At 49.6% G+C, this 20,485-nt stretch carries 14 protein-coding genes; 4 read left to right on the top strand and 10 right to left on the bottom strand.

What is annotated here, in order from left to right; translation table 11 throughout:
• Positions 1–122: 122 nt before the first annotated feature.
• Positions 123–1,550: a hypothetical protein gene (locus ACN0IC_RS03385; protein ID WP_416877355.1), complete on the bottom strand. Its 1,428-nt coding sequence runs from the start codon at positions 1,548–1,550 to the stop codon at positions 123–125.
• Positions 1,551–1,797: 247 nt separating this feature from the next.
• Positions 1,798–3,114 carry a hypothetical protein gene (locus ACN0IC_RS03380; RefSeq protein ID WP_416877354.1) on the bottom strand — a complete coding sequence of 439 codons (1,317 nt, stop codon included), beginning with the start codon at positions 3,112–3,114 and terminating at the stop codon, positions 1,798–1,800.
• A 642-nt stretch (positions 3,115–3,756) separates the two neighbouring features.
• Between ACN0IC_RS03380 and ACN0IC_RS03375 the strand changes: the two genes are divergently transcribed.
• On the top strand, positions 3,757–9,204 hold the full coding sequence (locus tag ACN0IC_RS03375) for a glycosyltransferase (protein WP_416877353.1): 5,448 nt from the start codon (positions 3,757–3,759) through the stop codon (positions 9,202–9,204).
• 62 nt (positions 9,205–9,266) lie between these two features.
• On the opposite strand, the gene ACN0IC_RS03370 is transcribed toward ACN0IC_RS03375, so the two are convergent.
• Complete coding sequence (locus tag ACN0IC_RS03370) at positions 9,267–10,046, bottom strand: sulfotransferase (protein WP_416877352.1); 780 nt, start codon at positions 10,044–10,046, stop codon at positions 9,267–9,269.
• A gap of 307 nt (positions 10,047–10,353) precedes the next feature.
• On the opposite strand from ACN0IC_RS03370, the gene ACN0IC_RS03365 reads away from it, so the two are divergent.
• Positions 10,354–11,340 (top strand): hypothetical protein, encoded by a 987-nt coding sequence (locus ACN0IC_RS03365; RefSeq protein ID WP_416877351.1) that lies wholly within the window; start codon positions 10,354–10,356, stop codon positions 11,338–11,340.
• A gap of 24 nt (positions 11,341–11,364) precedes the next feature.
• Here ACN0IC_RS03365 and ACN0IC_RS03360 read toward each other — a convergent pair whose 3' ends face one another.
• From ACN0IC_RS03360 to ACN0IC_RS03330, 7 genes are all read right to left on the bottom strand, one after another.
• Positions 11,365–12,123: an ABC transporter ATP-binding protein gene (locus tag ACN0IC_RS03360; protein ID WP_416877350.1), complete on the bottom strand. Its 759-nt coding sequence runs from the start codon at positions 12,121–12,123 to the stop codon at positions 11,365–11,367.
• Positions 12,120–13,118, bottom strand: coding sequence for a FecCD family ABC transporter permease (locus tag ACN0IC_RS03355; protein WP_416877349.1), 999 nt, complete (start codon positions 13,116–13,118; stop codon positions 12,120–12,122). Before ACN0IC_RS03355 ends, ACN0IC_RS03360 begins: the two co-directional genes overlap by 4 nt.
• The gene (locus ACN0IC_RS03350) at positions 13,118–14,008 is read right to left on the bottom strand and encodes an ABC transporter substrate-binding protein (protein ID WP_416877348.1); all 891 of its coding nucleotides are present in this window, start codon (positions 14,006–14,008) and stop codon (positions 13,118–13,120) included. Before ACN0IC_RS03350 ends, ACN0IC_RS03355 begins: the two co-directional genes overlap by 1 nt.
• Positions 14,009–14,094: 86 nt before the next feature.
• Complete coding sequence (locus ACN0IC_RS03345) at positions 14,095–14,907, bottom strand: HpcH/HpaI aldolase/citrate lyase family protein (protein WP_416877347.1); 813 nt, start codon at positions 14,905–14,907, stop codon at positions 14,095–14,097.
• 2 nt (positions 14,908–14,909) lie between these two features.
• Positions 14,910–15,563, bottom strand: a complete 654-nt coding sequence (locus ACN0IC_RS03340) for a CoA transferase subunit B (protein WP_416877346.1) — start codon at positions 15,561–15,563, stop codon at positions 14,910–14,912.
• The gene (locus ACN0IC_RS03335) at positions 15,563–16,276 is read right to left on the bottom strand and encodes a CoA transferase subunit A (RefSeq protein ID WP_416877622.1); all 714 of its coding nucleotides are present in this window, start codon (positions 16,274–16,276) and stop codon (positions 15,563–15,565) included. The genes ACN0IC_RS03340 and ACN0IC_RS03335 overlap by 1 nt, the downstream gene beginning before the upstream one ends.
• Positions 16,277–16,285: 9 nt before the next feature.
• Positions 16,286–16,891, bottom strand: coding sequence for a TetR/AcrR family transcriptional regulator (locus tag ACN0IC_RS03330; RefSeq protein ID WP_416877345.1), 606 nt, complete (start codon positions 16,889–16,891; stop codon positions 16,286–16,288).
• Between the two features lie 82 nt (positions 16,892–16,973).
• Between ACN0IC_RS03330 and ACN0IC_RS03325 the strand changes: the two genes are divergently transcribed.
• The gene (locus tag ACN0IC_RS03325) at positions 16,974–18,557 is read left to right on the top strand and encodes a carboxyl transferase domain-containing protein (RefSeq protein ID WP_416877344.1); all 1,584 of its coding nucleotides are present in this window, start codon (positions 16,974–16,976) and stop codon (positions 18,555–18,557) included.
• A 2-nt stretch (positions 18,558–18,559) separates the two neighbouring features.
• Entirely contained in the window at positions 18,560–20,434 is a 1,875-nt protein-coding gene (locus tag ACN0IC_RS03320) for an acetyl/propionyl/methylcrotonyl-CoA carboxylase subunit alpha (protein ID WP_416877343.1), read from the top strand.
• The last annotated feature ends 51 nt before the right edge of the window (positions 20,435–20,485 follow it).

Raw genomic sequence — 20,485 nt, 5'->3', positions numbered from 1 at the left:
GGAAATCTATCTTCGACTAACCTATATGGAAAGCCAAAAGAAAAAAAGCGGCCCAAGGCCGCTTTTGTCAGTTTAAAACACCCCGGAACATCGGAAAAATCCGATTGGGACGAGCCAACTTTTTAGAGCGGCCCGGATGGAGGGAAGATCAAAAAGCTGTTGTCGTCGTCACGGGATGGAGAGTTTCCAAGAACGCTATCCTCATTTGATCCATCACCGAAAGCTGAAACAACACCGTTCCGGGCCATCAAGCGATCCACATCAACGTCGCCGGCAAATTCGAAGACGAATTCTGCATCCGCGCGAATATAGGCTGGAATGGATGGAATACCGTAGTTCAGAGAGTTGATAACGAACTCACCATTTGAATTTGGCGTTGCAACACCGCTGTAAACACCGTTAGCAGAACCGGCATTTGTCAAAGTGACTGTGTAGTCAGTTGGACCTGTCAGACCTGTGACGCGGTAAACAGAGATCGTTCCGCTTGGAGACCCGCTGTTCCAGTCAAAGACACCAAATGTCTGGCCTTCACGCTCGATAGTATCAAGAGAACCTGTGGCGCCTGGTTCCGTTGCAATAAGGTCTGGACCTGTATCGTTGAAGTTAACGATAGCATTTTCAACAGTAACAGTTTGCGTCTCGATAGCAATTGCACCATCCGCTGTGGCTTCAACATCCTGAGGACCGCTCAGAAGCGCTGTCAGATCAGCACCTGCGAATGTAAAGGAAGCTACGCCGCCCATGAATGTGTCAGGAGCTACGCCGCCAACAGTTACGCTGTCGATACCTGTTCCATCACCGAAAACAACATCAAATGTGATTTCGTCGATTGAGCTTTCCATAAGAGGATCGCCGGCTGCATTAACATCAACAGACGTGTCGATTGTGTACTCGACTGAACCGAGGGTAGCCGGACTACCACCGTTAAACTCCTGGAAGTTGCTTGCAAGAGTAACGAAAGTATCATCTGTGGCTTCGTCAGAAAGAACAACACCGTCAATGGCTGATTCACATGGCGCAATGACGCTATCAGCAGACGCTGAGCCGTTCTCAATTGGCGTTCCTGAACCATCAATATTTGCTGTGATAACTAACTCAGACCCGTCTGGGACGCAGGCATTGAGCGCGTAATCAAAATCAAACTCTAGCTCGTCGACGGAAACACCGCTGTTGATTGAGACAAGGTAACTAACTGAGTTGTCACCAGCGGCACCACCGGACTGAACAACCGCTGAAACACCGGAGGTAACCTCTGTACGTGTAGCGCCATCATTGTCATAAGCCGTGACCGACCCACCACTTACGCTTGAGTCAAAGACAACATTGTCTGGCAATGTCACAACAACAGAAATATTGTTGCCTGAAGGGAAGTTACCTGTCTCAGTCAAAAGAGAGGCACTTGTGGAGCCAGCAAAAGCAGGGGTTCCGGGAAGCTGAAGCTCGAGAGCCGGCGTCACCGCCATGCCACCAGCTGTAACTTCAAGGGCGTTAGCCGCCCCAGCTGAAATTGCAACAATCGATGTTGCCACTAAAAGCTTACGTAAGATCATGATTTCCTCATTTTGTAAATCAGTTCAAGTTTTGCGAAATTCGCACAGGCAGAATCCCGCGATTTAGGCTTGTGAACGACGTCATCAACTCGGAAAGGTTTTATACTGATCGCCCCGATCACTTTCTATGCCAAAGCGAAATTTAATGGAAGAAAAATATTTGAAATAGAGAAAAAAAAAGCGGCCCAAGGCCGCTTTTCTTAACTTACAAATTCTAACCTCGTTCGAGATCCAGAAGTTAACCTAATTATGTAGGTCCGTTGTCATCATCGCTTGATGGAGCGGCGCCCAAGACTGAATCGTCATTGGATCCGTCACCAAAGGCAGAGATAACACCGTTACGGGCCATCAGACGGTCCACATCAACGTCGCCCGCAAATTCGAAGACGAATTCTGCATCCGCGCGAATATAGGCTGGAATGGATGGGATACCATAGTTCAGAGAGTTGATAACAAACTCACCATTTGAATTTGGCGTTGCAACACCGCTGTAAACACCGTTGGCAGAGCCAGCATTTGTCAAAGTGACTGTGTAGTCAGTTGGACCTGTCAGACCTGTGACGCGGTAAACAGAGATTGTTCCGCTTGGAGACCCGCTGTTCCAGTCAAAGACACCAAATGTTTGGCCTTCGCGCTGGATAGTATCAAGAGAGCCTGTGGCGCCTGGCTCAGTTGCAACAAGGTCTGGACCTGTATCGTTGAAGTTAACGATAGCATTTTCAACAGAAACAGTTTGTGTCTCGATAGCAATTGCACCGTCCGCTGTGGCCTCAACGTTTTGAGGACCACTCAGAAGTGCTGTCAGATCAGCACCTGCGAATGTAAAGGAAGCTACGCCGCCCATGAATGTATCAGGAGCTACGCCGCCAACAGTTACGCTGTCGATACCTGTTCCATCACCGAAAACGACATCAAATGTGATTTCGTCGATTGAGCTTTCCATAAGAGGGTTACCAGCTGCATCTACATCAACAGTTGGGTCGATTGTGTACTCGACTGAACCAAGTGGCGCTGGGCTACCACCGTTAAACTCCTGAAAGTTGCTCGCAAGTGTGACAAATGTATCTTGAGTCATCTCGTCAGAAAGAACAACACCGTCAATAGCAGACTCACAAGGCGCTACGATGCTGTCAGCCGACGCTGTACCTTCTTCAATTGGCGTTCCTGAACCATCGATATTGGCTGTGATAACCAACTCAGAACCGTCTGGGACGCAGGCAGTGAGTGCATAATCAAAATCAAACTCTAGCTCGTCAACGGAAACACCGCTGTTGATTGAGACAAGATAGGTAACTGAATTGTCGCCCGCCGCACCGTCACTTTGAACAACTGCTGAAACACCAGACGTAACCTCTGTACGTGTAGCGCCATCATTGTCATAAGCCGTAACAGACCCACCGTTAACGCTTGAATCAAAAACAACATTGTCTGGCAACGTAACAACAATAGAAATGTTGTTGCCTGAAGGGAAGTTACCTGTCTCGGTTAAAAGAGAGGCACTTGTGGAGCCAGCAAAAGCAGGTGTTCCGGGAAGTTGAAGCTCAAGAGCAGGCGTGACTGTCATGCCACCAGCTGTAACTTCAAGGGCGTTAGCTGCCCCAGCTGAAATTGCAACAATCGATGTTGCCACTAAAAGTTTACGTAAAATCATGATTTCCTCATTTGTAAATCAGTTCAAAGTTTTGCGAAATCCGCACAGGCAGAAATTCACGATGTAAGCATGTGAACGACGTCATCAACTCGGAAAGCCCGGTATTAACCGCCCTCTGCATTACTGTGTATTATTTGGGAGTTACTCGCCCGTCAAGGGGAAGTTTGGGCGATTTAAACCTATTTTCTCCCATAAAACCTACAATTTTTACCTATCTTTAACTTATGTAATGAGTTCAGTTGAGTAATTGGAAGGGGTGAAATGAATTTCGCCCCCAGATTGTATCCAGCAAGAATCAGCAATACTATAGTTGATATTCCTCCTACGCGACTATGCAGCATAGGTTTTGTGCCTTTTTATATTGAACAATTCAATCATTTTAAAGTTTGCTTGTTTAATTACCCTCTCTTTTCAAACCGCAAATTCATTACAATTGAAATAAGATGATGCTTGTGGTTTATGCCTCATGGTTCTAGCTTATCAGACTGTCCTCGGCAGGTCGCGACGCTTGTTCTTAATATTGGCAATCAAATTATATTTTATCGGACGATGAGTGTGAAAAAGAGTAAATCTAAAAAGAAATCGGCCGCTTCGCCTCAAAGCGATAAAACCCAAGCCAAGCCCATCCTCCTGATTACGGGCATGCACAGAAGTGGTACGTCTGCTTTAACAGGCGTGATGAACCGGCTCGGCGCGTCTGATCCTAAGAGCCCGGTCGAGGCGAATGAATATAATAGCCGGGGTTATAATGAGTCCCGCGCTGTCATGCAGCTAAATGAGGAGATTTTGAACTCCGTGGACTCCGGCTGGACGGACTTGTCAGACCTCAAAAAAGAGAGCCTCCGACAGTTAAAATCCAAGCATTTTGACGAAAGGATTTTAAATGTCGTTAAAGAAGAATTCCCCGGCGATAAAATAGCCGCTGTAAAAGATCCTCGCATTTGCCGTATCGCAGATTTTTGGAATACCTCGCTTCAGCAGGATAACATTTTTGCGCCTAATTATATCTTTTGTCTTCGCCACCCGTTGGAAGTCGCCAAATCGCTCAATCACAGAGACAAGATGAATATGGAGCGCGGACTTGGGCTTTGGCTACGCTATAATCTGGATGGGGAGTTTCAAACGCGAAGCCATAACAGATGCTTCGTTCACTATGAAAACTTACTTGGCGACTGGAAAGCAGAAGTCGCGCGGATTAATGAACAGCTAGAAATTAAACCTTTCAAGCTCACAAAGGCGGCACAAACTAAAGTCAATAAATATCTCAGTAAAGACTTGAAGCACCACGAGTCTAAAGATGACGACACTGGTTCTGATCATGAAATGCTTGCGCTGAGTTTAGAGGTTTACGAACTCCTGCTCTCTGCGACTAAAGACAAACCCTTAAGCGACAAAGCCAAGCGGCGACTAAACAAGCTTCGAAGGCAGTTCAATTTTGCCGGACGCGTCTTCTACCCCCTCCTCTCCAAAACGGAGCAATTTGCCCGCGGACTGAGTAAAGACCTTACCTCAACCAAGGAGGAGACCACTGAGCTGCGTGCCCGCGCTGAGGAAGATATCGCTCAATTAAATGAGTCTCTCGAAAAAGGCGAAGAGCTTGCTAAATCTTTCAAACACAAAATCGATTACCTTCAAAAGCAGATCGTCGAAACGAATAAGGAGCGAGAAAAGCTTGGGGAACGTCTTCAGGAAACTATCGAAACAGGTGAAAAAAAGGAAGAGAGCTATCAGTCCAAAGCGAAGGAGTATGAAGAGGACATTCTTCACCTGAGAAAGGAGCATCAAGATAATATAGCTGAACTTGAAAAAGAGCATCAGGGCAATATTACTCAGTACAAGAACTATACAACCAATCTTGAAAAAGAACATCACGAAAGCATTGAGCGTTACGACAGCCAAATTCGCGACCTTCAAGAAGAGATTATTTCGACGAAACGCGGCGTCAGGCAGTTAGAAATCATTCAGACTGAAAATCTTTATCTTAAAAAAGAAGTTGAGCGGTTTTCCAATGTAAACGCGGATTTGAGCGAAACAAAAAGATTGCTGGCGCGCGAAAACTCTAAAAAAATAAATGAACAAGCTGAGAAAATTTCGCGTTTATCTCAATCTCAACCGCTGAATACGAAAACTGCTTTTGTTGCACCTAAGTCGGCTTCTCCTTCAAATGAAAATGCTGTTCTTGGTGAGCCCCAGAGCAAAACCAGATTGCCCATAAATGAAACGCTAAGAGCTCTCCTCGTGGAAGGCTTTGTAGAGTCACATTATCAGTTACAGTGTAAAGGGCTAAACCTCGCCGCGGATACTGATTTAGTTGAGCATTATTTGGAAGTCGGCGCGTCTCTGGATTTATCTCCTCATCCTTTATTTGATGCTGTCTGGTATAAAAAACGTTATAGCGACCTATCGGATTTAGGACATAAGGCCTATTTGCATTTTCTCGAATATGGGTCCGAGGAAGGCCGATCCCCCTGCCCGGTCTTTGATACTCATTACTATAATCACCTCTATCCGGATGTCGAGACGAGCCATGTTCTGCCTCATATTCATTATTTCAAGTCAGGGTGGCGAGAAGGCCGAAATCCATCTGCCTGGTTTTATTCTAACTGGTATTTGGAAAATAATCTCTCAGCAAAACAGGACGGCATATGCCCTCTTATTCATTATATGCAGATTGGCGAGAGTTTGGGTTTTCAGCCACATCCAAGCTTTGACCCAAATTGGTACCAAAAGGAATATCTCGAATCCGATAAAACAATTAGCCCGCTTGGCCATTTCCTCGAAACGGGCCAGAACTTAAATATACCAACCAATGCTGAGGCCGCCGCATTCTCAGATTCCGACAGGCCCGTCATCTTGGCCGTAGCGCATTCTGCGACAGGTCATTTGTTTGGGAGTGAAAGAAGCTTTCTGGACGTTGTCACATCAATCGACAGATCGAAATACAGCGTCATTGTAGCATTGCCCAATCCGGATACAGAATATGTAAGGCAGCTTTCGAAACAAGTCGACGCCGTCCATTTTACAAAAAAAATCTGGTGGGAGAGCCGCAAAGGCATGGCGGAGTCACTTATATCGCAATATGGCAACCTTATTAAAACGCATCAAGTCGACGCTGTCTATGTCAATACGATTATGCTTCGCGAACCTCTGGAAGCGGCTCGCCGTTTCAACCTTCCGGGCATTTGCCATATCAGAGAAGCCATTACGCATGACCCGGATCTGATTGAAGCTATCGGAAAACCCGCAGAAGAAATCATCAAGGACGTTGTGGCCCGGAGTGATTTCGTTGTTGGAAACTCAAATGCAACACTCGAGATTTTTGGCAATCCTGACAATAGTTTCCTCATTTATAACGCCATAAAAATTGAAGATTTTGATCAAATTGAGAATAAGCGAAATGATGCGACGTTCCGCTTTGGCATGTTGAGCAGTAATCTTCCTAAAAAAGGAATTGCGGATGTTGTCGAACTTGCGAAACTCTCGGCCGAAAAGGGATTGAATGTCGAGTTTCATTTGATTGGTCCCGAAACAGAAGAAACTGAACGCCTTCGTAAAGTTGTCAAACGTAAAGGCCTCACCAATGTGGTATTCCGGGGCTATATTAGTAATGTTGTCGACGCCATAAGTACGATCGACGCTGTCTTGAATTTCTCTCACTTCGCTGAATCTTTTGGCCGCACCATTGCCGAAGGCGGCGCGGCGGGTCTGCCGTCAATTGTTTATGATCACGGCGCCTTACCCGAGGTCGTGGATCACGAGAAAACCGGCTTTGTAATTCCCTATCGCAAACCTGAAATGGCCTTGGATTACATAGAGAAAATGATCCAATCTAGAGAGTTTACCGACGCGCTCGGGCAAGCATCCCGCCAGCGCGCAAAAGATTTGTTTTCCTATGAAGTTCTTGGAGAGAAGATCAACTCCATGTTTGATGCCGTCTTTAAAGACAGGCCCAAACCTACATCTCAGAAACATAAACCGTCGGAATTTGACAAGACATTAAACCTGCAAACTTACAAAAAACGCAATGCGCCAACCGACTTTAAAAGCAAAACAGCTTCTGTCAGCGTTATCGTCCCGAATTATAATTACGCCGAATATCTCGAAGAGCGGCTAGGGTCGATTTTTTATCAGACAGTAAGCCCGGCCCAGATTATATTCCTCGATGATGCTTCATCGGATGACAGCGTGAGCGTTGCAGAAGAATTGCTCTCAAAACAGGATATACCTTACCAAATAATCGCCAGCGAAGAAAACTCAGGCGTTTACAATCAGTGGATCAAAGGTTTCGAAGCCGCCACAGAAGATTGGGTGTGGATTGCAGAAGCAGATGATAGGTGCGAACCTGACTTCATAGAAAAGCTACTGTCTTTGGCAGATAATGAGACAAATATTGTTTATGCCGAGTCGCAGCGGATAGACGGACACGGCGACGTGACAGCCGAAGATAATCGCGCCCATTCCAGAGATGTATCCACAACTCGTTGGAGCGAAAGCTATACAGAACTTGGCGTTCGGGAAGTCGTAGATGCTTTATGTTTCCGGAACACGATTCCAAATGCGAGTGCGGCCCTGTTGAGAAGATCCTGCCTGGATGATGCAAAATCTGTCTTATCGGGTCTTCAATATACAGGCGACTGGAAACTTTACTCCCATCTTCTTCGTAGCGGCAATATTGCCTATTGCGCAGAGTCTCTCAATCATTTCAGGCGTCATGAAAAAAGCGTCACGCGTATTCGCGGCAAATCTCTGGACTATTTGGAAGAGCTTGCAAATATTCGGGAATATCTCTGCGCCCACTTCCCAATCCGTCAAGAGGATATGGATCGCATGGACTGGTTTTTGAACCGGGATTACCGGATCGAAAAAGTTGAAAAGAACACCGAAGTTCCTGTCATATTGCCTCTTTTGGATAAATCGAGGGAGCAAGCCGCCGGACGAAAGAGGTTTGGATTCATCACGACGAATAACGGTTCGCATTACGGTGGGAGCGAAATGCTATGGCGAGAAACCGCAATGGCTCTTCGCGAAAAAGGGCATGACGTTTTCGCCGTCATCAAGAAATGGGAGCCGCGACCCGAATTTTTTGACGAGATGGAGCGGGCCGGCATTAAACTTCTTTTCAAATCAGAAGACGGTTTTGCCGATCTGATAAAATACAAACCTGATTTGGTCATAGTTTCTTTGGGCGACCAAGATGAAGGCCTCGAATTTTATCCGGATTTGAAAGAAGCTGGCATCCCTTATGCCATCGTCAATCAACTGACAAAAGAGGCTAGATTCTGGGCTATTCGCAAGGAAAAAACCAAAGCCGTCAAAAAAGGGTATAGCGAAGCAAAGCAGACCTTCTTTACCTGTTGGAATAATCAAAGGGTGATGCAGGATCGCCTCGGGTCCAAATTAAAGAATAGCAGTCTGCACTTTAATCCTTACCACATAGACCGCTCTGTGGTCCCGGACTGGCCATCGGACGACAACACTCAGATCGCTATCCCCTCGAAACTCTTATTCATCCATAAGGGGCAGGATATTCTGACCGAATTTCTGGGCAAGGAAGAATGGAAATCCAAAAACATTACCTTCAATTTTTACGGCTCCGGTCCGGATGAACAGAATTTGCGCGATCTCGCCAAGCAAAAAGGGATTGAAAGTTTCAGGCTCCATGGCCGTGTGGCAGATATCTCCGACATCTGGAAATCCAACCACGCTTTGCTCATGCCTTCGCGTATGGAAGGACTGCCCATCATGCTTGTCAGCGCCATGTTATCAGGCCGGGTCCCTATCCTGACGGATATTGGCGGTCACGCTGAAGTCGTATCAAATAATAAGTCCGGTTTTATTGCCTCAGATCCTGACCCGGAAGCAGTAGAGGACGCCTTGAAACGCGCTATGGAGCAGAGGGCTGACTGGGAAGAAATCGGACAATTGGCGAGACAACAGATACTCGACTTTTTGCCGGAAAACCCGGTCGAGGATTTCATCGAGAAACTTGAAAAGATTGCCTAAGTTGAAACCTTCCAGCTTAGGCCTGATCTGATGGACAGCTTGAGAGCCAGTTTTTTAGCGCTCTATTCAGAAGAAACCCTGTAATCACTTCCTTCGGAATAGCCAAACTCGGTCATAATGGCCCCGCAATTTCTCCGGAATATTCTAATTTGTTCTTCGTCCCATCCCGATGTTTCGAGGCTTACCATCCCGGTATTTAAGTCGCCGCTGGATTGAGGGCGGTCATTTGTAAAATATGTTTCAAGCGTTTTGACTTGTTCCTCATCCAGCTCGAGCAAGTCCCCTATTCGCTTAGAAACAAGAGAAGGTGAATTCGCAATATCATGCTGGTCAATTTCAAGGTAGGGAACATGTAACTGAGATCGGGCCGTTCTCCAATTCGCCATACTGTTTTTCCAAATTTTGCAATGCCCCTCAAATTCCACATGAGGGAATTTTTTCATGGCAGAGCGTACGACCTCTATGCCCCTGCGGTGCGCAAAGATGACTTTGGTATTTGGAAAAGCGTCCTGAACAAAGGGCACACTCTGCACGCCTTGGGGCCCAGGAGTTTTATCGATGAAGTATTCGGTGCCATATTGTTCTTTGTAAGTGGCGGCGATGATATTTCTAATTTCTCTCTTAATTTTCTTAAGCTCCACATAGTGAAGCAAATGATTCTCACTCTGGGCTTTGCGTTCGTTCTTTTTAAAAAACCGGTTCGCCGATGTCATGAGTTCAAAGGCAAGAGGGTGAAAGTGTCCTTCCCCATGGCCTGGAATATCCAGTGTCTTGCGTATTGTGTTTAAAAGAACACTCGTCCCGGAGCGTCCATTGCCGACAATAAAAATAGGACCCGTCATTTTATTCCTTTTCCAACAAAACCATACCTATTGGCCAGGGTGGATTATAGAAGATGGCAATCTCATTCCATCTCATTAGCTACATTCAGCCAAATAATTTATCACGGCATATAGAGTTTCACAGGCTGACACTAGTCTTGAAAAACCTATTTTGTAATTTCAACTGCATTAGAATCCATTCAGGAAAGTTCTGCTTCACAGATATTACATTTTCTCCATGGTAGTGAGTTGAGTTTACAGCTATTGTTCCAGAGAGACAAAAGTTCTGAACTTTTCAACCCACTTCTTAAATTAAACGACTTTAAATATGAAAATTAAACTGCATATCGGGGCAAACAAGACGGGCAGTTCAGCCATTCAAAGGTTCATTCGGCAAAACCTGGATAAGTTTCAACAATACGGCCTTACTGTTCCGGATACGCGTCTTAATGATACAGGAGTCGTAACAGGGGAACACTCATTTTCATTTGAAAGCTTTTTCCATGATGATTTTCCCGGCGCTCAACTGAGAGAAAAACTCGATAGGCTTGCCAGCCGGGGCCACAAAGAAATCGTCCTTTCGGCCGAAAGCCTTTCCAATATGGGGAAAACTGACTTTTTCGGCCCTGTTTTTGCAGACTTTGACACAGAAGTTCTGCTTTATATCCGTCGTCAGGATGATCTCTTACTGTCCACATGGCAGCAATGGTCCTCCAAGCGGGAAACCAACCTAAATGATTGGTTGGAACGCGCCAAAACCAAAATTGGTCAATGGGACGCCCTCATTCGCGCTTGGGCAGAATATGTAGGGTATGAAAATATTCATGTGAGAGTTTTTGAACGCAGCGAGATGAAGTATCAGAATATCGCGCATGATGCTTTCGATTTTTTTCTCAAAAACCCATCAGAGGACGAATTTGATTTCTCAATCGGCGAAGTAAATCCCTCTTTTTCTGATCTGATTGTTCCTTTGGTATCCGGCAATCATGCCATATTCGAAACAACACATGACAATGAATTTTATCATTTGGTGCGTGAACTCACGGGCGATGAGTATATTGGGAAGAAACGCATTTCCTTGATTACCGAAAAAGAACGTCTTTTGCTTCTCAGATCATATGAAGACTGCAATGAATGGGTCCGGAAAAAATACTTTCCAAAGAAAAAATCTCTTTTTGCTCCGCTGGATCATTCCAAATATCGCTACCTTTCGAAAGAAGAAATGTTATTCGAGCAGATGCGGTTTGTGACCGCGATGATGAGCGGCATTGGAAAACGACTATTACTTCAGGATCTTAATGGTGAAGCGACTTAGGCGCTTCGAAACCGTAACCGGCTTTTACAAAGCGCCTTCGATTGTAACTTTGCTGCGTTTTACGCGGCTCTTGACACCATAGACGTCCGCAAGCCGGTTTTCTGTCAGAGTGTCCTCAGGCGATCCGTCCGCAAGAATTCTTCCGTCTTTCATCCAAATCAGATGATCCGCATATCTGGCTGCCAGACTGATATCATGAAGGACAACCAAAACGCCGCGACCGTTTTCGGTGTAATCTTTTAGGAGATCCATAACCCGAAACTGGTGAAGTGGATCTAGGGCGGCGACCGGCTCATCTGCAATCAAAAGCGGGGCCTGAGCGGCGAAGGCCCGCGCGCAATGTACACGCGCCATTTCGCCTCCGGATAATGTGTCCGTCTTTCTGTGAGCCAGAGAAACAATATCGCAAGCCTCAATGGCCGAATCAACGGCCTCCGCGTCCTTAGATTTCAAACGCCCCAGGCTGGCCCCATGTGAGTAACGTCCCAAAGCCACGACGTCGCGAACCGTATTGGGCCAGGCCATAGGTCGTCGCTGCGGGAGGTAGGCGACACGTCTTGCACGGCGCATCGGTGACAAGCTCTGAACATCTTCCCCGTCAATCAAGACCTGCCCCGCCTCCGGTTTGGACAGCCCCATGGCCGCGCGTAATAATGTCGTTTTGCCCGCCCCATTAGGGCCTAATAACGCTGTCAGACGGCCTTGCAGCAATGAAAATGAGGCATTCTCGACCAGAGCTGAATTCTGAGCTTTTACGGTGATATTTTCAGCAACTAACTTCATTCTTCTCTGGCCCCGCCCCCTTGCCGCTTCATCGCAATCCAGATGAAAGCCGGCGCGCCGAAAATGGCGGCGACCACACCCAATTTCAGCTCCGACTGAGTAGGCACGAGTCGCACACCAATATCCGCCAAGACAAGAAACACGCCCGCAAGGAGCGCCGATGGCAGGAGCGACCGCGCCGGGTCATGCCGGACAAAGGGCCTGACAATATGCGGCGCGACAATACCGACAAAACCTATAGCGCCGGCCAGAGACACAGCGGCGCCCGTCGCGAGCCCTGCGCCCAACACGACAAAAATTCTTTGGTTTCTGAGATTAACCCCAAGCCCGCTTGCCGCCTCTTCGCCCAATGTCAGCGCAGACAAACCCCGGCGCGTCAGATACAAGATGATAAATCCTGCCAGTAAGAACGGCCCGGCCAGAGCGATATCTTCAAAGCTCCGATTGGCCACAGAGCCCAAAGTCCAATTGATCATATCGAATAAGGAAAACGGATTCGGAGAGAGGTTGAGCAGTAGGCTCATCACCGCTCCGGCAAAGCTCGATAAACCGACCCCGACCAGAATGAGCGTCACGACAGATTGCGTCCGGATTGCGGCCAGAGCAATTATCGCTGTCGCGATCAAGGCCCCGATAATCGCCGCAATCGGAAGCAGCCAAGCCTGCGTCCCGACAAGCCCGTAATAAATTACAAATGTGGCGGATAAAGACGCCGACGCCGAAACGCCGAGTACGCCCGGTTCAGCGAGAGGGTTTCGCAGTAAACCTTGCAGCGCGGCGCCGCTTGCCCCCAATGCACCGCCAACAACAAAAGCCGCCAAAGCACGGGGCAGACGAATTTGCCAGATAACCAGCGTATCAGAGGGATCGCCCTGCCCGATCAACGCCGTAAAGACCCGCCCCATATCCATCGGCGTGGTGCCCAAAAGGCAGGCCGCCAATAATATCAGGACAGACATCACGACCAATCCCGGATTGAGGTACCGCGTAATCATCACCTAAATCCCTCAGTATCTCGGTGCGAAGCCAGAGCCTCTATGCCGTCGAGCGTAAACCATCCGCCGCAAGACATGATGGCGCCGCTCAGGGACACTGTCGGGAGGGTTTCAATTTGTTTTTTGGCGATGGGATGGCGCATAGCGCTCCACTTGTCCTTCTTGAAATCGTTTGTGTCGAAAAACGCGGCTGCCACCAATTCAGGCTGTTCATAGGCCAGCCGCTCTAACGGAAGCGGGCGCCACCCTGGTTCAGTTTGAAAATTAATGAGGCCCGCAGACGTCAGCATTTCGTCGACTAAAGACCCGGGGCCGCTCGTTACCCCTGACGGGGTCATATAAAGGACGCTTTCCGCGCCATCTTTGGCTTCGATCGCCGCCAATCTGCTTTCCATATCCATGACAATGGCTTCGCCTGTCTCCGGAACGCCGAGCCCGTCCGCCATTTCGCGGGTCACGCGTTTGATCCCGTCAATATCTCCGGCCCAGCCGACATTTAAAACAGGGATGCCTGCCTTTTCAAAAAACCGCGTTGCATTTGGCCCGCCGCCATAAGAGCGTACGACCAAATCCGGTTTGAGAATGAGAACGTCTTCGGCGCTGGAGCGCACGGATTTCAACCCCTTTTTCTTCAGTTTTTCAGCGGTCTCGCGCATATAGGAGAATGCCTTATCAGCATCGGGCGACACGGCTAGAATGCGCTCAGGCTCAACCATCTTGAGAACGTATTGATCGGCGCAATAATCAAGACTGACAATGCGTTTCGGAGGATCCGTTGGCACCCCTGAAACAGAGGGTGCTTCCACATAAGTTTTGACAGGAGTAGACGGGTTGCAGGCGGAGAAGAACGCCAAACTTCCAAGAGAGAATATGAGAGAACCAAATTTCATCCCCGCTCTCATAGCCTAAAGACTTTTGAATGAAACCCTTTCGGTTTCTGATTTCTTATTATCTGGTATTTGGGGCGCGAATAAAACTAGGACGAATAAGACAATACCCGGCGAGCGCGTTTGACGACGGGTTCTTCAATAAATTTACCGTCCAAAAGCACGACATTGCCGTTGGCCTCCTCATAGGCCGCGATAACCCGCTTGGCATAGGAAATCTCATCAGATGTCGGCGTCAGCGCGGAGTGTATACGCGCAATCTGAGCGGGGTGTATTGCGCTGCGGGCATGGATGCCGAGCGCTTTGGCCTGCTGCGTTGTCGCCTCGCAATCGGCGAGGTCACGCACATGAATATGCGGCGTATCGAACAATTGCACATCATAGGCGGCGGCGGCGGCGACAAGCTTACATCTTGCAAAAAGATGCGTCTCCCACGCCAGATCGCAATCGACGTCTCCGGCATAATCTATTGCGCCGTACATTCCCACTTTAACGCGCGGGTGAGAGAAAACCTCCTCCGCATTGACTAGCCCCAAAGCGCTTTCGATAATCGCAAAAAACGGCCCCAGATTTTCGGGTAGTCTTTTTGATAAGCCGTCCAGCTGATCCTTTGACGCGACTTTGGGAATCATCACAAAAGGAAGCGATAGGCCGCTGCCGGAAAGAGCGGAAATATCTTTCTCTCCAACCTCTGTATCCAGGCCATTTATCCGTAGACTCACATTTTTATGTTCGGTCTTTGACAGCCAGTTCAGCACAGTCTCTCGCGCTGTGTCCTTTTCGGACGGACCCACAGCGTCTTCGAGATCGATACACACCAAATCCGCTCCGGCCTGACAGGCTTTTTCAAACCTGTCCTCGCGGTTGCCGGGGACAAAGAGTTGGGAGCGATAAAAGGCCATATCTATTCGTAGACCACATCCGCTTCGGTTTTGGCCTTAATCTCGTCCACCGTGACGCCGGGGGCCATTTCTTTCAGACGGAATCGTTTCTGGTCCCCTTCCCGATTGAAAACGCCAAGATCCGTAATGACCATATCGATACAGTCCTGCCCGGTCAGAGGCAGAGAGCAGCTTTTGAGAAATTTGCTTTCGCCGCGTTTATTGGTGTGGTCGAACAAGGCGATACATTTCTTGACGCCTGCAACGAGATCCATCGCGCCGCCCATACCTTTGACCATTTTTCCGGGGATCATCCAGTTCGCAATATCGCCATTTTCGGCAACTTCCATCGCGCCCAGAATGGACAGATCAATATGACCGCCACGGATCATGGAAAAGCTCGTCGCGCTGTCGAAAAAGCTCGACTTTGGCAGAGTCGTAATCGTCTGTTTTCCGGCATTGATCAGATCCGCATCTACCTCGTCCTCGGTCGGGAAAGGCCCCATGCCGAGCATGCCATTTTCAGATTGAAGGGTCACGTTCACCCCGTCCGGAATGTGGTTTGCCACAAGTGTGGGAATGCCAATGCCGAGATTGACGTAGAAACCATCTTCAAGCTCTTGCGCCGCCCGCGCCGCCATCTGGTCGCGTGTCCAGCCTGTTTTCTGTTCGGTCATTACACTACCTCCCGCACTGTGCGTTGTTCAATCCGTTTCTCACATTCTGCTTGCACAATGCGCTGAACGAAAATGCCGGGCGTATGAATAGAATTTGGGTCTAATGAGCCAACCGGTACGATTTCATCCACTTCCGCAACTGTGACTTTTCCGGCTGTCGCCATCATAGGGGAGAAGTTGCGCGCCGTAGCCTTGTAAATCAGATTACCTTCCGCGTCGCCTTTCCAGGCTTTGACAATAGACACATCGGCTTTCAGCCCCGTCTCCATGATGAAGGTCTCGGTCTCCCCTTCCCTATTGGTAAAGTCTTTATGCTCTTTCCCTTCGGCGATCATCGTGCCGACGCCCGTTTTGGTGTAAAAGCCCGGAATGCCTGCGCCGCCCGCTCGAATCCGTTCGGCCAGTGTGCCCTGGGGGTTGAATTCCAGCTCCAGCTCACCGCCGAGATATTGGCGTTCAAACTCTTTATTCTCGCCCACATAGGAACTGACCATTTTCTTGATCTGCTTGGTCTCCAAGAGCTGGCCAAGGCCAAATCCGTCCACGCCCGCATTATTGGAAATCACCGTCAGATCTTTCACGCCGCTATCACGAAGCGCCGCAATCAGATTTTCCGGAATACCGCAAAGACCAAAGCCCCCGCTCATCACGGTCATCCCGTCCTTGCAGAGACCTTCCATCGCCTCCTCTGGTGTCTTGAATACCTTATTCATCATTCTCTCCTATTCGGCCATAATCCCGGACCTAAGCTGTTCCACGAAATGATCGGCTATATCGTCCCCCTTTAACCGACCTTCGCTATCATACCAAGCGTTGAGCCAGTTCAGCGCTCCCATAAAGAAAAAGACCTGCAAGCGGGCATCCCCGATACGTATCGAACCATCTTTTTGACCGGCTTTCACAAGTTTAATGACGCGTCTCTCAATCTTACCGCGCCGCGCCAGAATTTGTTCCCGGCTCTTGCCTGACAGGCTATCCACGTCGGTCAGCAGGGAAACCCCGGATTGGGTCAGCAAACTTACAAACTCGCGAAACACATTGGCGAGATTTTCCAATCCATCTTCTCCGGACTGTGGACGCTTGAGAATTTTATCCATCGAGTCATAAGCCATAAGGTGGGATTCAAACAGAATTTCCTCCTTATTTCGGACGTAATAATAGAGCGCGGCTTTGGTCAGCCCCAATGTTTTGGCAATATCGACCATGGAGGTGTTATGATAGCCACGGCGGCGAAATGCGCTCGCCGCGGAAAGTATCACCGCCCGTCTCTTGGCCGCAAATTGCTTATCCCGGTCAAATGGAGCTTTTATGGTGGCTGAGGCGTTCATGAAATGAAGCTATATCACTTCAATAAATTTGACTCAAGGTTCAAATTTTAATACACGGGGTCAAACAAATTTACAGGTCACCATGATTCAGTCTAAAATCAACACCGACAGTTCCGACTTCCGCGCCAATTCCGAGCATATGGAAAGCCTCGTCGCCGATCTTAGAGAAAAGGTTGCCAAGATCGCCGAGGGCGGTTCCGAACGCGCCCGCAAAAAACATCTGGATCGCGGCAAGCTCCTTCCGCGGGAACGCGTCGAACGCCTTCTCGACCCCGGAACGCCCTTTCTCGAACTCTCCCAAATGGCCGCCTATGATATGTATGAAGGGCAAGTGCCGAGCGCCGGACTAATTTGCGGCGTGGGACGCGTGGCCGGCCGCGAAGTCATGATTATTTGCAATGACGCGACGGTCAAAGGCGGAACTTATTATCCGATGACCTGTGCCAAACAGGCCCGCGCACAGGAAATTGCGAAAGAGAACTGCCTTCCCTGCATTTACCTGGTCGATAGCGGCGGCGGAAACCTGCCTAACCAGGCGGAAATTTTCCCCGGCAAAGATGATTTCGGCGCCTGTTTCAACAACCAAGCCAATATGAGCGCCCAGGGCATAGCACAAATCGCCGTTGTTATGGGCAGTTGCACAGCCGGCGGCGCCTATGTTCCGGCCATGGCGGATGAGAGCATTATTGTCGCCGATCAGGGCACGATTTTCCTCGCAGGCCCCCCTCTTGTCGAAGCGGCCACGGGCGAAAAAATTGAAGCTGAGGACCTTGGCGGCGGCGCGCTTCACGCCAAAACCTCTGGTGTAGTCGATCACCTCGCCGCAAATGATGCCCACGCGCTCCAAATTGCAAGAGAGAGCATCAAAACGCTCGGCGCAGCGTCTCCAAGCTACCTCCCTGACGCCGTAGAACCTCCGGCTTATGACGAGAGCGAACTCAACGGTATTGTTCCAAAGGATGCGAAACAGCCTTATGACTGCCGAGAGATTATCGCGCGTATTACTGATGGTTCCCGTTTTCACGAATTCAAGAAAGATTTTGGCGAAACGCTGGTTTGCGGCTTTGCAAAAATTCACGGTTATCAGGTCGGCATTCTCGGCAATAATGGCGTTCTCTTCTCTGAGAGCGCTGTCAAAGGCGCGCATTTTGTAGAGTTGTGCTGCCAGCGCAATATCCCCCTCATTTTTCTTCAGAATATTACGGGCTTTATGGTCGGTTCCAAGGCTGAAGCCGGCGGCATAGCCAAACATGGCGCCAAAATGGTCCATGCCGTGGCCTGCGCCAAAGTGCCGAAATTCACCGTCGTGGTCGGCGGGTCATACGGAGCCGGGAATTACGGTATGTGCGGCCGCGCCTACGGCCCCCGCCTCATGTTTATGTGGCCCAATGCGCGGATTTCCATCATGGGCGGCGAACAGGCCGCCAGCGTTCTGGCGACCGTCGCTCGCGGCTCCGAGGGCTGGAGCGAAGAAGAAAAAGAAGACTTCAAGAAACCCATTCGGGAAAGATTTGAAAGAGAAGGTCACCCCTATTTTGCGTCGGCCCGTCTCTGGGATGACGGCATTATCGCGCCGACAGATACGCGCCGCGTTCTCGGCCTCGGCCTCGCAATGGCGGCAAATGGCCCTCAAGAGGAGACACGTTTCGGCGTGTTCCGTATGTAATTATGTCGAAGCAAATCAAAAAAATTCTCATCGCCAATCGCGGCGAAATCGCCTGCCGGGTGATCAAGACCGCCCGCAAGATGGGCCTTGCCACGGTCGCCGTCTATTCCGACGCAGACCGCAGAGCTCTGCATGTTCGCCAAGCCGACGAAGCCGTTCATATTGGCCCGTCTCCGGCGAATGAGAGCTATCTTGTCATTGACAAAATAATTAGCGCCGCTGAAGAAACAGGGGCAGATGCCGTCCATCCCGGCTATGGCTTCCTCTCCGAAAATCCGGCCTTTGTCCGGGCCTGCGAGAAAGCCAATCTGACATTTATCGGTCCGAAAGCCGAGAGCATGGAAGCGATGGGCCTCAAAGACGCCGCCAAGAAATTGATGGACGAAGCGGGCGTTCCAACGACCCCCGGTTATCTCGGCGAAGACCAGGACCCGAAAGTGCTGAAATCCAAAGCGGACGAGATCGGCTATCCCGTCCTTATCAAAGCTGTCGCAGGCGGCGGCGGCAAGGGCATGCGTAAAGTGGATGCCTCGAAGGATTTTGACGCTTCCCTCGCCTCCTGCCAGCGCGAAGCCAAATCCTCTTTCGGCAATGATGAAGTCCTGATCGAGAAGTATATTCTGAGCCCGCGTCACATAGAAGTGCAGGTTTTTGGCGACACTCACGGGAACGTCATTCATATGTTTGAGCGCGATTGCTCCCTCCAGCGCCGCCATCAGAAAGTCATCGAAGAAGCCCCTGCCCCCGGCATGACCGAGGACGTTCGAAGCGCCATGACCAAGGCGGCGGTCGACGCCGCGAAAGCCGTCAATTATGTCGGAGCCGGCACAGTCGAGTTTATCGTGGACGGCTCTGGCGCGCTCAAGACAGACGGCTTCTGGTTCATGGAAATGAACACCCGCCTACAGGTGGAACACCCCGTGACAGAAATGATTACGGGACTTGATCTGGTTGAATGGCAAATCCGCGTTGCGCAGGGCGAAAAGCTGCCCAAGCAGAACGAGATTAAAATGGAAGGCCACGCGATCGAAGCGCGGCTCTACGCCGAAGACCCGGCCAATGATTTCCTGCCGAGTGTGGGCGACCTTACAATCTTGAATATGCCAACGCGCAACCGCGTCGATACAGGCATTGAACAGGGCGGCGAAGTGTCCCTTCACTATGATCCGATGATCGCCAAAATGATTGCAGCGGCCGACACGCGAACCAATGCGATCTCAGCTCTGGAAGATATGTGCCGCGGCACGGGCGTATTCCCGATCAAAACGAATGCGCGTTTCTTGGCAAATTGCTTGGCTCATCCAAGATTTATTGCCGGACAGCTTTCCACGAACTTTATTGCGGATGAAGCTGGCAATCTGTTTTACGACGACACCTTGCAGGAAGATATGGAAAGCCTGTCTTTCGCGATGGCGCCGAAAGCCACAAGTGCCGACTTTGGCGTCACTGACGGCTGGCGTCTCAATCAGCCCCCGCGTGAAACCTTTACCCGGTCTCTAAACGGCGAAGACCTGACCTTACGGATTACGCCCACAACTCAAACTCTTAAAAGCCACATTAAACGTGTTACCCTGCCAAAAGGGGATGTGGTATTTGTCGACGGCCTGAGTTACCTGCTGGAGAACATGGCGGCAGGCGCTGCGGATGCTGTGGGCGGCAACGCCCTCACCGCCTCTATGCCCGGAAAAATTATCGCCGTGAACGCGAAATCCGGCGACGCCGTCTCTGCGGGCGATCCGCTTATCGTGATGGAAGCGATGAAAATGGAAATGACCCTCGAAGCGCCGCGGGACGGAACCGTTGACGAGGTAAAATTCAGTGTCGGAGATTTGGTCAGCGACGGCGAAGTTCTACTGACGCTTGAGGACGAAGAGTGAGGTTTTCCTTCAACGAGTTCCTCCACCGCGAAAGCGGGGGAGGTGTCCGAC

Source organism: Litorimonas sp., assembly GCA_029936425.1.
Lineage (GTDB): Bacteria > Pseudomonadota > Alphaproteobacteria > Caulobacterales > Maricaulaceae > Litorimonas.
The sequence above is the reverse complement of the archived record's forward strand: the minus strand, read 5'-3'. Positions and strand labels throughout refer to the sequence as shown.